Origin of the sequence: Pectinatus frisingensis (genome assembly GCF_015732285.1) — a bacterium.
Classification (GTDB): domain Bacteria; phylum Bacillota; class Negativicutes; order Selenomonadales; family Selenomonadaceae; genus Pectinatus; species Pectinatus frisingensis.
Genome location: NZ_WIQU01000053.1, coordinates 67,144 through 82,364, shown reverse-complemented (window position 1 = coordinate 82,364; position 15,221 = coordinate 67,144). Strand labels below are relative to the sequence as shown.

The following is a 15,221-nucleotide window of genomic DNA, read 5'->3' as shown; positions in this document are numbered from 1 at the left end:
AAAAGTGTCGATATCAACTTAAATAATCTGCTATTGTTCCAGGAAGTACATTTTTACTTATGGCCAGTGATATATTGTATATTGTCTGGGCAGTCAACAATTTAGTAGCGACCTCAGCCACATTTATACCGTTCACATCAGTTATATTACCCTGTATAACAGTGTTTTGATCATTTAAAGTGGTGACAGCCGCGCTGTATGCCGAGCTTCTGGATGCCAAGCCGGTCTGGGCATGACTAAGATAGTCAGACGCATTATTGGCAAGGGTGATACCGTCGCTTGTCAACCAACTTTTGTTGCCGCTGTCCATCTCTGCCACAACAGTAAGCATATCATTTAATGTGGCCGTGCCATGCGACGCACCAAAAATATCACTGTCGCCAAACATATCACTGCCGGTAACATTGACACTGTCACGTGTTGTATCGACTCCACCGTTTAATTTTACCATAGATATCTTATTCTCGTCACCGGCATAGCTGACTACATATTGTTCAACGGTGTTAAAAGAAAATGTCGTACTCGTTCCGCTGACTGACAGCCCCGTTGTCTGCAGTGCCTTTCCGGCATCGGTAATTGCCCCGTTGGTAGTATTAAAATATTTATTTATAAAATCCTTACGCACATTTGTCGTAAGATTTTCATAAGTTCCTTCGTCAGCATATGCCGTGGCATTTAAATTTCCCGCAGCCAAATCGGCAGCAGTTTTCGGCAGATCCGCTAAGGTAGAATTACTGGTTAAAGTAATTCGTCCCACTGCATCATCAGCCGTCACGCTGGTCTGTCCGGCACTTATTTTATCTTTATAACCACTTTGGACAAAATCCTTACTGAAAACATATCCTGTGCTGGGATCCAGATAGTAATCATTACCATCACTGCCCTTAAGGCTCAACATTTGATCCATTCCATTGACTTGTGTTCCGCCGTCAACTTTTGTAGCGACCCCGCCTATGCTCACAGTTTTGCCAAAAAATGCCGATTGATTTTCATCGAGTGTCTTTGTAAGGCCGCGCTGAACCTTATCAGTTGACATAGTAAATGGCTGTGTCTTATCCGACTGCCCCGAAAACAGATATCTGCCGCCCTGATCCGTGTTGGCCTGGCTGACCGATTCCTGCAATATACTGAGCAATTCCGTGGCTGTTGAACTGCCATCAAATGTTTGATTAGTTCCATTTGCCGCCTGATTAGTCTGTTCTATAAATGTTTTAAACTGCTCATATATATTAGTAAGTGCACTATCACTAGTCGTCATCCATGACACGGCCGACTGGGCATTTGAAGTATATTGACTGTTTTCTACATCATCTGTTGTATAGCTGAGGTATTTAGCATAATCCACCGGATCATCAGACGGACGATTGAGTTTCTGCTGTGTAGAGTTCTGCTCCACGTACTTAGCCTGGGTTGCATAATTACCATTAACAGCATTTATATAATTATTAATCATCATTGCACTGCTTACACGCATCTAATCATCACCTTCCTACTTCACCTGTGCTGTTTATTAATTTATCAAGCATCTGATCCATCGTTGTGAGTACTCTGGCACAAGCAGAGTATCCCTGCTGAAATTTTATCATATTAGTAAGTTCCTCATTCCAGTTGACACCAGAAACTGATTGCCGTGCATTATCCAGCTGTGTAAGGGTAGATGTTGTCTTCGTAACATAATCATCGACATTACTGGAATCATCTCCCAGTTTCGCCATTGAATTATCATAATAATCATTTAATGATAAGTTTTCTGTTGAGCTGAATTTCGTCGCATTCCCGCTGGAATCCAACATTCCCGCGGCTGTTTTTATCGTACTGGTTATTTTAGCATCGGAAAGCGATGTGCTAAATAAACTGCTTAAAAGCACTGCATTGGAACCGTCGGCAATACCCGCGGTCCCATTTTTAGCCGGTATCCTGTTAGCATAGGTCACCTGATTGCCATTCGCATCAGTGTAGTATGTGTTACCATTAGCATCAGTCGTCGTATTGGCTCCTTTAGCAGCAATATAATCCGTTCCTCCGTCACCGGTTATTTTACTGTTGACTGTCAGTTCATTAATTATATTGATACCGCGCAGCTTCTCCGTTGTACCGCTGCCGTCAGTCTTTTCTACGCAGGCTGACTCATAGCCTTCCGATGTACTGCTTTTTTCATCAGCCCATTGATATGAGTTCTGCGTTTCACCAAAGAAATTTAAATCTGTCGTCCCATTCCCGTTATTGGCACCATCTATCCCATAACCTTCTTTATGTTGGGCATTAAATGTCGTAAGAAAGAACGCCGAATAATCAGCTAATTTATCCATATAAGATTTATCGGTCGCCACATTATCCTGTATTCCTTTGATTTCACCGTCACTGGGGTTAAAGATAGCGCCGGTATCTTTAAAGGTCAGTGTATAATCAGTAATGCCATAATCTGAATTATTTTCAGCCTGCAAAGCCAGATTAGTACTGCTTCCCTCATCTACCATATTACTGCCATCACAGCTGATGGTATATGCCCCGTTGCTTTTTTCTGAAACGTTGACTTTTAAATATTTGGAAAGATTATCCACCAGTTCATCTCGCTGATCCCGCAGATCATTCGCAGAGCCGCCATTTGCCTCAAGCTGTACAATGTTTTTGTTAAGAGCTGCAATCTGTGATGTTATAGTATTAACACTGTCAACATCAGCCTGCATCTGCCCATAATTTGTAGAAATCTGCGACTGCATATCCGATGCCATAGTCTTTATTTTATCAGCCATAGTAACAGCCGTATCGCGAACACTTATTCTATTTGCCGGTGTACTGGCTGCAGTACCCAGTTTCTGCCATGCCGACCAAAAACTATTTATAGAACTTTTCAAACCGACGTCGGTGCTGTTGACTTCAGAATCATTAAAAACATTTTCAACCACTGTATAATTATTTTGACACTGTGTGTAGTAAGAATTTGTGGCATTTTCTTTCCAATAATTCTTATCGGCAAATATGTCCCGTGCTCTCGTTATAGAAGCAGCTGTCACTCCACTGCCCACATAGCCTGTTCCATAGAGGGTATTTTGTGTCAAGGGTGCTGTTGCAACCAAATTCACACTTTGCCGGGAATAGCCTTCAGTACTATCATTGCTTAAATTCTGTCCAACAGTATCCAGTCCCAGCTGATGCGCCTGGAGTCCACTAAATACTGTATTCAATCCAGAAAATGTTGTCCGCATTTTGCCTCTCCTTTTTATATACTTTCATCAAACATCTTTATTTTATTTATACCTTTATCAGACATATCACCATGTGATTGATATGGTACATTAGCCGTAGTTTTAGTTAATACATTAATATTAAACTGAATGCATTCCATTTTATTCTTCAAAAGCAATTTATTGCATTCATTTATTTTTTTTATTGATTTAGCTTGTTCCCATACTTTTTTTGTAATTTCATCAACTTCAAGTTGTTCATTATCTGATATTGTGGTATTTGACTGCAGAATATTTTTCTTAGTTTTTTCTAATAATTTTATTTCGTTCATTAATTGTTCCAGACTGCAGGTTGTCGTATGGAAAAGTTTATTATTTACATTTTTCTCTATTAATAATTTTTTTTGTATTTCCATATTCTTTTTTAAAGCTTCATACTTTTCCACTTGTTTTTTTAATATATCTATTAATTTTGTCATAACACTTTTAAACCTTAAAATCCAATTCTTCTCTGTGCGGAGAAAAACCTTGATTCCCATTCCCCTTATAATTAGGATCAGCTTTTAATTGTGATATTGAATTTATATTCAAATTTATTGCCGTCAATGCTCCCCTCATCAGCAATCGGTTAGCATCATTTATATCAGTTACCTTTTTCACGGACATTGATAATTTCGTATTTGCAATTGAAAACTTTTCCTTATATTCCTGCGGGCAAAATGCTGTTAACGTCTTACTGTTCGATAATTGGTTTATCAAAGAATCTTTTTCAGCCATTTTTTTCAAAATGCCCCTGCGTTCAGCTTCAATAAAAACAATTTTATTCACTATTTTTTGTTCTTCATTCACAATTTTATCCAAATTATGCATATTTATTTCTACTATAGCTTTGCGTTTATTTTCATTGAGAATAAAAAGATTATCATATGTTTCTATAAGTTTCAGCAATACATTTATTAATTCCTGCCACATAATATTATCCTCTATTTATCTTAAGTTAGCCATTTAAAATTTTCCCGGCAATCTTTTGGGAATCAATTTTATAATCATTATTATTTATTTGGGCACTGAAAAAATTAACTTTATCCATCCGAACATCCGGCATGGATCTGAGTTTATTCAAATATGAAGAAAATTCCTGGCTTTCATTTGACAAAACAATTTTATCGCCGTCATCAGTTTTGTTGATGTCAATATTGTTTCGCGGTTTTGCAGCTGTCTTATCAATGCCGTTTAAATATATGCCGGTAATTGACTGAATATGACCGCTATTAGAAATCATTATGCACCCCTCCTTAAAAAAATTACCGATACTGCCTGCTAAACAGAATATCGGTGATTGCAATAATTCAATTAAATAGCGTTTTTAGTTATTTTTTCTATATTTTCTAACCAAATCATTCGTTTTCTTTAATTTTCACAGGTTAATGGTCATAAGTATTTATTTTGAATACATACCACGACTGTCAAGTTTTGAGTCACGAATTTTTTGCTGTTTTTTATTCATGACATCACTCATTTTTTTAATATCATTTTGTAATTCCTGAGTGCATTTAACGCAATAACGGCCTTCACTGATAAGTTCACCGCATCTTTCACAAGGATAGGTTATTGAACCCTTGCCGATAAACCGACCGGCCCGTATCATCCTCATTATTGTTTTTTCTTTTATTCCTGTGGCTTCATATATCTGTCTGATGGTACTGCCCGGATTATCTCTAAGATAACTGCTGACGACAAGTTCTTTTTTTTCCTCTTCGGCAACACAATCACTGCACATCCCTGCCCCTGTATCAATAAACAGCCTGCCGCATTCTGGACAATTTCTCATTTTGTTAGCCATATTACTACCTCCAGGATAATGTCTCTCTAAAACATTTTTCATATCATTAAACAAAAACTATTATTCAGCATCTGTTGCCAGAACCAGACCATATATTTTAGCCGCACCATGCCTTTTTAAAACCTTGGCACAAGCTGACAGCGTGGCACCGGTCGTATATATATCATCCAGCAGCAGACAATTCTTCCCGCTTACTGTCATTCCTTCTTTTAGTGAAAAAGCATTCTGCAGATTTTTTAAGCGTTCCCGCCGACGCAATTTATATTGCGCCTGTGTAAAAAATATTCTCTTTAAGTTATTTTCACATTTAAAATGCTTTTTTGCAAGCCATTTTTTAAAAATTAGTTCCGTCTGATTGAACCCGCGCTCTTTTAACCTTTTTTGATGCAGTGGAACGCAGATAACAATATCGATGTCTTCGGGCAGTTCAATATTTTTTATTGCAGTCTCAATAAAGCTGCCTAAATATGGCAGCGTGCTTTTCCGTCCGCCATATTTAAGTTGTATTATCAATCGGCGCAATACTCCGTGATATCTTCCCAATGCCCAAATTCTGTTAAAGTTTTGATAGTCCCATCGATCAATTGCAACAACATGTGCCTGAACAGTACTATCCATACACTTACTGCACCAGCTGCCAATATTCGGCAAATAGTGCCGGCATAAAGGACAACGCGGCGGGTATAAAAATGTCGCTATATAATCCAGAATGTCCATCTGTATAAACCTCATAAAATCAAGTTATTTTATGTGCCAATCGTTCTGCCAAAAGAGTATAGCGTTTTTGTGTACGATTATTCTGCACTGCGGTAAACAATGCCTTCTTGGTTCCCAATATGATAACTTTCTCTTTGGCCCTGGTCACTGCCGTATACAATAAATTACGCTGCAGCATTATAAAATGGCCGGCAGTCAATGGCAATATAACAATTTTATATTCACTCCCCTGACTTTTATGCACGCTCATCGCATAAGCCAAAATCAATTGATTACATTCAGCCAACTGGTAATCCACGTCTGCCTCAGCATATTTAACAATTATTTTTTCCGCTGTTATTTCTTTGATAAATCCAATATCTCCGTTAAATACATTTTTTTCATAATTATTTTTTGTCTGCATGACTTTATCCCCGACACGAAAAGACTGAACCGCTGTTTTATATTCTTTTTTATCCCGTGTCGCCGGATTCAAAGCCGCCTGTAAAAGTTTATTCAAATTACTCACTCCGCATGGTAAACGATGCATCGGTGAAAGCACTTGCACATCAATGAGTGAATTGTAACCATTTTGCGGTAATTTATCCTTGCAGAGTGTGACTATTTCCTGTGCTGTAAGTTCATCATTTTCAATTTCCTGAAAAATAAAGTCCTTGCTTGAAGAACAATCCGGCATTCTGCCGGCATTGATTGCATGGGCATTATGAATTATCATGCTTTCCTGGGCCTGACGAAATATTTCATCGAGTTTTAAAGAAAAAATCACCTGCGAACGCAATATATCCTTAAGGACGGCTCCCGGCCCCACTGCCGGCAGCTGATCAACATCCCCCACCAGGACAATACGACAACCTGTGGGGACAGCATTCAAAAAATGCTGCATCAGTACAATATCGACCATTGACACCTCATCTATTATTATTACATCAGCATCCAATGGTTCGTCACTATCCTTGCCAAAAGCTGCTTCATCGTCATAATTGATCCCGGTTGCTTCCAATAATCGATGTATTGTTACGGCTCTTTGTCCTGTAGCCTCTGTCAACCGTTTGGCAGCTCGGCCGGTAGGTGCTCCCAGTAATATCTGTAATCCTAAATGCTGCAATACGGCAAGGATTCCCCTAATTACCGTGGTTTTACCTGTTCCGGGACCTCCTGTCAGCACAAACACACCGTGCTGAAGTACTGCATCAATAGATTCACGTTGTTTTTGCGCCAATGTGATGTTACTGCTTTGCTCCCATTTAGTGGTAATCTCAGCAGCACTATCCAATGACAGCGAATCCGCATTATTATTTAAATCAAGCAGTTTTTGTGCGACCTGTTTTTCGGCAAAATAAAGATAGTCTGGATAAATTAGCTGTTCCCCTCCAATATATTCTGTATACAATCGGTTGGCAGTAATTTCGGCCTTGAGCCTTAATCGAACATTTTCATCATCAACATTCAAAAGCTTTGCTGTCTTGGCAATAACCATTGCTTCCGGCACACAGCAATGTCCGTTGCCGGCAATCTGCTGCAGGGAAAAATCAATGCCTGCCGTTATGCGGTTATCATCGTTTTTTTGAATTCCCAGTTGGCCGGCTACCTGATCTGCCGTCAAAAATCCAATGCCGTCAATATCCGACGCCAGCCTATATGGATCATTCTCCATTAATTCAATGGCAAAAGACCCATAAACATCAAATACCCGCCCGGCATAAGTCGATGACACACCATGCGCTTCAAGCCAGATCATTATATCGCGCAGTTCTCCCTGCTCATTATAGGAATCAACAATTTTTTTTAATGTCTTTTTGCCAATGCCGCCGATCTCACACAAACGACCCGGTTCGTTTTCGATTATCTGCAGTGTATCCTTGCCAAATTTATTTATTATTCGCTTAGCCATCACCGGACCAATGCCATCTAAAACCCCCGATGCCAAAAAACGTTCTATCCCATCAGCGCTGCTTGGTGCCGATACCGTTATCCCGCAGGCTTTAAACTGTTGTCCAAATCGCGGATGACTTACCCATTCTCCCTCCACACATACATTTTGCCCGATTAATGGTGCCGGAGCGTTTACCGTAGCGGTGATAGAAGTATTTTGTTGTTCCGGCTGCAGGCGAAATACACAGAATCTGCCATCACTACTGGCAAATATCACTGATTGAACACTGCCCTCAATTTTTTCCATAATTTTTCCCTGATTAATAATATATTTATACTACCTTTTGTACTATCTTTTCTTTGGTGCAGAGAAAAAACAATAAAAAGATAACCATTTATACCATTTTTTTTATATCATTCCAGCAGCTTATCCCATTCCTGGTATTTTGCATCTATTTCCTGCTGCTTGGCTGCGTAGTCACGCGCTATTTTCTGACTTTCCTGAAGGTCCTGCTGTTTCAGCGGATCATTCATTTCTCGTTCCAGTCCCTTTAATTCGACCTCCAGCATGGCAATCTGTGCTTCACAACGTTGCTGCAGCTGTTGTTTTTTATCTTCACTGGCAAAAGCAATACTATGATTTTCTTTTACACCGGTTTTAATTTTTTCTGTGTTTTTTTTATTATTGCTTTTAGCTGATTTAGCGTCTTTTGATATCTTCCCATTATCGATATCCATTGCCCTAATATTTTCGCTTTTTTTTAAACGATAATAACTATAATTCCCATCATATTGCGTCAAGCTGCCATCTTCCATCTCATAAGTACAATTAGTTACTTTATCTAAAAAATAACGATCATGCGACACGACTAAAAAAGTTCCTGGAAAAGACATCAATGCTTTCTCCACTGCCTCACGGGCTGGTATATCAAGATGGTTGGTAGGTTCATCGAGAATTATAAAATTTGCCCCATCCATCATGAGCTTTAACAATGCCAGTCGCGATTTTTCTCCGCCTGATAAATCAGCTACTATTTTATAGACATCATCACTTCTAAATAGAAAAGTCCCCAGGTAATTTCGGGCCTGCTCATCAGTAACACCATAATTATCGGTTATTTCCCGCAAAACATTATTTTCCCCGCTAAGTTCATCATGATACTGGGAAAAATAACCTATTTTTACCCGGCTGCCAATCTTTATCCGACCACTGTCAGGCTCTAACTCACCGACTACCAACTTTAACAGCGTGGTCTTGCCCACTCCGTTTGGTCCTACCAATGCAGCCCCGTCACCTTTTCTTACTGTCAATGAAATATTTCTAAATACATTTTCCGTACCAAAAGAAAAAGCGGCATCTTCGACTTCCAATACTTTCTGAGCGCATTCGACTGGAGGGTTAAATAAAAAATAATTAAAACCGCTGGCATCAGGCGGCAGAATAATTCTTTCCAGGCGATTCAACTGCTTTTCTCGTCCGCGAGCTTGTTTTGATTTTATTCCGGCTTTATAACGCCGAATATATTCTTCTGTCTTTTTTATATGTTCCTGCTGCTTGATAAAAGCTGATTCCAATGCTGCCCGACGTTCGTTACGCACCTGCAGAGCCCGGGTATAATTACCCTCATATTTATCTATTTTCCCATTTACCAGTTCCATTATCGAAGTAGTTACCTTATCAAGGAAAAAACGGTCATGAGAAATCATCAGTACTCCGCCCTTATAATCCTTCAAAAAATCTTCCAGCCATTCAATCATGGAAATATCAAGATGATTTGTAGGTTCATCAAGAAAAAGGAAATCCGGTTCACGCAAAAGTGCCTTAGCCAGACAGATACGTGTCTTTTGTCCACCGGAAAAATTCAACGGTGATTTATGCAGTTCGGCTTCACTAAAACCTAATCCAAAAGCAATCCGGCGAATATCATTTTCATATTCATAACCACCGCGACGCTCAAACTCCTCAGCGACTTTCGCATATTCATGTACTACATCATCAAGCGATGTATTTGTCTGCGCCGCCGTATCAATAGCTTTCTCCAATTGACTTTTCCTGCCGCCCAATAATAACACATCTTCAAAAGCAGTAAGGAATTCATCATATAGCGTTGCACCGGTAAATTCAGCCTGCTGCTGAACATACCCTATTCGGTCAGCTGGATCCAGTTTAATAATACCGCCGTCATAGTCTTCTATCCCCATGATGCAGTTAAGAAGTGTTGTTTTACCAACACCGTTGGCACCGATAAGGCCAATTTTATCACCTTTGTCAATGTCAAATGTCACTCCATTAAATAGTTGTCTTATACCAAATGCCTTCGCTAGATCTTGTATATGTAATGTGTTCAATTTTTATATCCTAACTTAAATTTATTTGTCGTACTGCTGCATCTCATGATAGCTAAAATCATTTTCAAATCAAATTATATGATAAGCTTTCGCCACCTGCATATGCTATCTTCTATAGTCCCTGCCAATATTTACTACAGCCTGGCCTGTACCGCTGCCAGTCATAATTACACAGGGGAATGACATTCCATAGAACAGATTTACAGCGTTGTCATTAGTCATGATTTTCGTCTGCTGATTAGATGAAGTGCGGCCAGTTTCAACACTTGAAATTTTAAAACCCTTACGCTGCAGCTGTTCAGCTACAGTCGCCCCCGCGCCATTTATTCCGCTGGAATTTATCACCATAACAGTAATATCTTCCGGTTTCATCGGACTATCTTTTTTCTCAGTATTATTTTCGACAGCATCGCTGTTGTTTACTTTTTTTTCAGGTCCCTTACTGAGCAGCTTTAAACCATCAGGCAGCGATTTATTATATTCTTCAGCTGTTTGCTGTGCATCGGCTTCCATCTGACTTGTCATCACAACATCCATTGTCTCTGCCATATTGCGGCGCAACTCTTCAATATCAGGCAGCCAGTAACTCACATCATCAATGTAAGCTGGTTTACCAGGAAGCATCGATGATGTGACGCCACCATCTTTCATCCCCGGTAGCAGCCTGGCAAATTTTAGCATATCAGTAAAAGACAAATTTGTCTTTACTGTTGAACTGACTTCCTTGATTATCTCCGGTATCTTAGGCAAAACAGCCGGCGTCAGTACTTTAGCCAGAACAGCCTTTATAAAATGCTGTTGACGGGCTATCCTGCCAATGTCTCCCTCACCATCCCGGAAGCGTACATATTCAATGGCTTTTTTCCCATCCATATGCTGCATTCCCGGATATAAATCAATATGCAGACCACCATTATCATCCCACGGATCATCATAGTACATTCTTTTTTCCACATCAATATCCACACCGCCGATAGCATCAATAATTTTGGCGAATGACTGAATGTTTATCAATACATAATAATTCATTGGAACATCCAGCAGGTCTTCGACCGCTTTTTGCGTCAGCTGATGTCCCCCATAAGCATAGGCATGATTTATTTTGTCGTAATTATGTCCATCTATCTTAACCCGGGTATCGCGCGGTATTGACAGCACAGATACATCATCTTTTTTTTCATCAACAGTAAATACCATCAAAGTATCACTGCGCCCCACATCGTCATTCCGACTGTCCACTCCCATTACCATTATCGTTGTTTTTTCATTGCCGGCTTGTCCCAAAGTATTTTTAGTTGTACTATATCTGGTAAAGGCATAAGCCATAGCCGCTGCAACCATCATCAGCAAAATAATACCCAGCATTATAACGCGATGATAACTTCGTTTATACTTTATTTTCTTTTGTTCCAATTATTAATTCCCCATGATTTTCATATTAATATCCACAATATTCTAATACTGGTTTGCAAAACATATAGATTAAATATCAATTCTCTATCTGAATTCTATTTTACCGGCTTAATATCCGTTTATTATTATCAAATAAAATCTGCATATATAAACAAAATTTAGTATAGCAAAAAGTCACGTTATTTTCAATTTTTCGTGTCATTGCCAATGCATACTATTTATTGTAAAATATTATCATAATCATAAAATATTAGATGTGAAAGGAGTCACACAATGGCAGTAAAATTAATCGCCCTTGACATGGACGGAACTACACTGAATAACGAAAATATAGTATCGCAAAGGAATCACGCAGCAATACATAAAGCCCGGGAAAAAGGCATCGCCGTGGCAGTCTGCACCGGCCGCTGCAATACAGAGTTGCTGCCTATTATAAATCAGCTGCCCGATATCCGGTATTTCATAAATGGCAATGGCTGCAAAATATATGATAAACAAGCTGATAAGACTATTTTATCTGATCCCTTGTCCTTTTCTGCCGCCAACACAATTTACCGAATCGTACGGGAATATCCAGTGATGTTTGAGGTATATACCAATGAGCAAATATACACGTCTCGATCATGTTACGAGCATGCAGTAAAATATGTACCAAAGCAATTCGTTCAGCTTGTCAAGGACACACGTACACCGCTTGATAATCTTAAAGCCTTATTCCGTAAGGACTGGCAAAAGCCGATATATAAATTAAATGCTTTTTTTAACCAATCCGATAATTATGAGGATATCCGTACCAAGTGCAAAGATTTGCCGGCAATAATGACCGGCTCCACAGAAGCTAACCTGGAGTTCAACAGTATGACTGCCAGCAAGGGAACAGCCTTATCCAAGCTGGCTCAAATGCTCCACGCCGCAGCGGACGAAGTAATGGCTATCGGTGATGGCAGCAATGACGTGTCAATGCTGGAATATGCCGGTTATTCAGTGGCTATGGCAAACGCCGTATTCGAAGCTAAAAAAGCCGCTAAGTACAGCACTGTCAGCAACGCAGATGATGGTGTAGCCATCGCTATTGAAAAATATGCACTTTAGAATATTTGACCGCATCTTATTCTCATTTTCTCATTGTTTCAATGCCCGCTGAAGGGAGGGGCAGTTTATGAAGTATACGATTTTTTTTCTGGTACTCAGCATTATTGCTGTTTTATCAGGCGATGCTTACAGCTTCCGACAGCTTTATCCCGCACCGGAAATAAGTACACATTATACCCAGGCTGTACCTGCTTCCGATGCACCTCTTTTGGCATGGAATAAAAACACTCAGGCTGTTTACTATGAGCTGGAAGTTTTTAACAAAATTCCTACGGACCTAAAAATTAATGCGCCTTCACCTGAACATGTTTACTTCACTAATCAGGTATTTATAAATGCTTTTAATCTTAATTTGAAAAATCTTGACCATGATGTCCCAACAACGCTGTATTGGCGGGTTCGCGCAATGGATATCGACAACAGGCCGATTACTAATTTTTCTTCTATGGAAGTTTTGTATACTGACAATCATCCCACTAAAATAAATTCACCAATTCCTAACGCTGATTATGACTCAGGCAACGGCAGTGTCCTTTTATATCCGGTTTACCAATGGATACCTAATGCCGGTGCCAGCAAATTCGAAATAGAAATACTGTCTTCTCCGCCGGAAACTAACAATACTGACTCATCGCAACCAGTCTATTCCCATACCATAGACTTCGCCTGTGAATATTATGACCCATTTCCCCGCATTGGCACATATTATTGGCGGGTACGCGGACTTGATGACAGCGGACAGCCTGTAGGTGACTACTCACGAACTGAAAAATTCAGTAATGATCCGGCTGCCCATTACAATGTCGGTATCTTTGGTGACAGCATCAGCCATGGGGGAGGACATATGTCATACAGTCCGGCAGATTTTGAATTCAGCTATGCCCATTATCTCAATTTCCCTACAATAAATTTATCAGAAAGTGGTGATACCATTGAAAGGATGGTAAACCGATTTGATAAAGATGTCCTGCCGTTTGCACCCAAATATTTAATCATAATGGGAGCCAGCAACAGCCTGCGGGCAGGTGTACCGGCCGATAAAATCATTGTCGGCTTAAAAATGCTGCAGCAAAAATGTTATCAAAATCACATAACGCCTGTATTATTAACATTACCGCCAATAAATCCAATCAACATAAAAAAAATATTCAATGAAGGTACAGCGTCCGGCTGGGCTGATGAATTTAATAAAGTCAATGCTTATATCCGCACACAGCTTTATATTGATACAGCGGCCGATTTTCCGACTCCACCTGATGTACTGCCTACTGAATATGCCTTGGACGGACTGCACTTGGATGACAATGGTAAAGAAATTATGGGACGGACAATCAATGCTGACTGGCAGCGTATTATCGAAACAGCAGCTGAAAATGCTGGTTCAGTCGATGTGGACATCAGTGATGATGAACTGAAAATGTTTTATGATACACCTGATGTACATTAGCCCAATGCCAATATATTGATTAATTGTATCTATTCATTAGCGGTGTTATAATAATAATAATATATTATTTTTATATCTTATATTAGAAAGGCAGGATTACTATGCAGGCAGTTGAAATAAAAAAAGGGATTTACTGGGTAGGTGTTATCGATTGGAATTTACGCAATTTTCATGGCTATCAAACCAGCAGAGGTTCTTCTTATAACGCTTATCTGATACTTGATGAAAAAATAACTCTGATTGATACGGCAAAAGATACCTTTCACGACGAAATATTGGAACGGATAAGCTCCGTCATTGATCCGGCAAAGATTGATTATATAATCTGCAACCATCTTGAACAGGATCACTCCGGCTCCATTCCCAGTATTATGGCAAAATGTCCTAATGCTAAAATTTATACTTGTTTTCCCAATGGTTTGAAAAATATTCCAAAATTTTATGGTAACTTGGATTATACAGGTGTCAAAGCCGGCGATTCTCTCAATATTGGCAGCCGCACCCTGCAGTTTATTCCGGTACCGATGCTGCACTGGCCGGATAGTATGTTCACTTATTGTCCTGAAGAAAGAATTTTATTTTCTAATGATGCTTTTGGTCAGCATTTTGCATCTGTTCAGCGTTTTGATGATCAAGTTGATTTCAACGTTCTCATGTATGAAGCAAAAAAATATTATGCCAACATCTTGATGCTTTACGATCGTCAGGCAAAAAAAGCCCTTGAAGATGTTGCCAATCTTGATATTGAAACCATTGCTACCGGACATGGTATAATTTGGCGAAAACATATCGCCGAAATCATCGCCAATTATAAAAAATGGTCTGCCGATGAAACAAACGAAGAAGCAGTTATTGTTTATGACAGTATGTGGCATTCTACCGAAACAATGGCCAAAACCATAACTGAAGCCTTTACTCGTAGAAATATCCCCGCGCAGCTTTATGACTTAAAAGAAAACCATATTTCAGATATAGTAACTGAAATATTGACAAAAAAATATCTTGCCGTAGGGTCTCCTACTTTAAACAATAATATGATGCCCACAGTTGCTTCCTTTTTGTGTTATCTGAAGGGATTATCTCCTAAAAACAAAAGCAGACTCACTTTTGCTTTTGGTTCATACGGCTGGGGTGGACAAAGTATCGGCCAGGTCGAAGATGAACTTAAAAAGTGCGGTTTTTCAATATGGCTTGATAAAATAAGCATCAAAAATATTCCTGCCAAAGACGAATTAACAAAAATAACAGAAACCATTTTACAAAAATAATACCTTAAAACAGAAAAATGCAGCAAGCGATTAAT

At 39.3% G+C, this 15,221-nt stretch carries 13 protein-coding genes; 3 read left to right on the top strand and 10 right to left on the bottom strand.

Going from position 1 to position 15,221, the window contains the following annotated elements:
• Positions 1–13: 13 nt before the first annotated feature.
• From I6751_RS09785 to I6751_RS09740, 10 genes are all read right to left on the bottom strand, one after another.
• Positions 14–1,474, bottom strand: a complete 1,461-nt coding sequence (locus tag I6751_RS09785) for a flagellin N-terminal helical domain-containing protein (RefSeq protein WP_196590695.1) — start codon at positions 1,472–1,474, stop codon at positions 14–16.
• Positions 1,475–1,481: 7 nt separating this feature from the next.
• Positions 1,482–3,206 (bottom strand): flagellar hook-associated protein FlgK, encoded by a 1,725-nt coding sequence (flgK, locus tag I6751_RS09780; RefSeq protein WP_196590694.1) that lies wholly within the window; start codon positions 3,204–3,206, stop codon positions 1,482–1,484.
• Positions 3,207–3,220: 14 nt separating this feature from the next.
• Entirely contained in the window at positions 3,221–3,664 is a 444-nt protein-coding gene (gene flgN / locus I6751_RS09775; protein WP_196590693.1) for a flagellar export chaperone FlgN, read from the bottom strand.
• Positions 3,665–3,671: 7 nt separating this feature from the next.
• The gene (gene flgN, locus I6751_RS09770; protein WP_196590692.1) at positions 3,672–4,157 is read right to left on the bottom strand and encodes a flagellar export chaperone FlgN; all 486 of its coding nucleotides are present in this window, start codon (positions 4,155–4,157) and stop codon (positions 3,672–3,674) included.
• Between the two features lie 25 nt (positions 4,158–4,182).
• Positions 4,183–4,467 (bottom strand): flagellar biosynthesis anti-sigma factor FlgM, encoded by a 285-nt coding sequence (flgM, locus tag I6751_RS09765; RefSeq protein WP_182188041.1) that lies wholly within the window; start codon positions 4,465–4,467, stop codon positions 4,183–4,185.
• A 159-nt stretch (positions 4,468–4,626) separates the two neighbouring features.
• Positions 4,627–5,028, bottom strand: coding sequence for a flagellar protein (locus I6751_RS09760; RefSeq protein WP_182188040.1), 402 nt, complete (start codon positions 5,026–5,028; stop codon positions 4,627–4,629).
• 60 nt (positions 5,029–5,088) lie between these two features.
• Positions 5,089–5,745 carry a ComF family protein gene (locus I6751_RS09755; RefSeq protein WP_196590691.1) on the bottom strand — a complete coding sequence of 219 codons (657 nt, stop codon included), beginning with the start codon at positions 5,743–5,745 and terminating at the stop codon, positions 5,089–5,091.
• 19 nt (positions 5,746–5,764) lie between these two features.
• Positions 5,765–7,924 carry an SF1B family DNA helicase RecD2 gene (gene recD2 / locus I6751_RS09750; RefSeq protein WP_196590690.1) on the bottom strand — a complete coding sequence of 720 codons (2,160 nt, stop codon included), beginning with the start codon at positions 7,922–7,924 and terminating at the stop codon, positions 5,765–5,767.
• A 107-nt stretch (positions 7,925–8,031) separates the two neighbouring features.
• Positions 8,032–9,966, bottom strand: coding sequence for an ABC-F family ATP-binding cassette domain-containing protein (locus I6751_RS09745; protein WP_196590689.1), 1,935 nt, complete (start codon positions 9,964–9,966; stop codon positions 8,032–8,034).
• 105 nt (positions 9,967–10,071) lie between these two features.
• Positions 10,072–11,379 (bottom strand): LCP family protein, encoded by a 1,308-nt coding sequence (locus I6751_RS09740; protein WP_231037831.1) that lies wholly within the window; start codon positions 11,377–11,379, stop codon positions 10,072–10,074.
• A 273-nt stretch (positions 11,380–11,652) separates the two neighbouring features.
• Between I6751_RS09740 and I6751_RS09735 the strand changes: the two genes are divergently transcribed.
• The 3 genes from I6751_RS09735 (at position 11,653) to I6751_RS09725 (ending at position 15,186) form a co-directional block, all read left to right on the top strand.
• Positions 11,653–12,471, top strand: a complete 819-nt coding sequence (locus I6751_RS09735) for a Cof-type HAD-IIB family hydrolase (RefSeq protein WP_196590688.1) — start codon at positions 11,653–11,655, stop codon at positions 12,469–12,471.
• Between the two features lie 67 nt (positions 12,472–12,538).
• On the top strand, positions 12,539–13,918 hold the full coding sequence (locus I6751_RS09730; RefSeq protein ID WP_196590687.1) for an SGNH/GDSL hydrolase family protein: 1,380 nt from the start codon (positions 12,539–12,541) through the stop codon (positions 13,916–13,918).
• Between the two features lie 101 nt (positions 13,919–14,019).
• Entirely contained in the window at positions 14,020–15,186 is a 1,167-nt protein-coding gene (locus I6751_RS09725) for an FprA family A-type flavoprotein (protein WP_196590686.1), read from the top strand.
• Positions 15,187–15,221 lie beyond the last annotated feature (35 nt).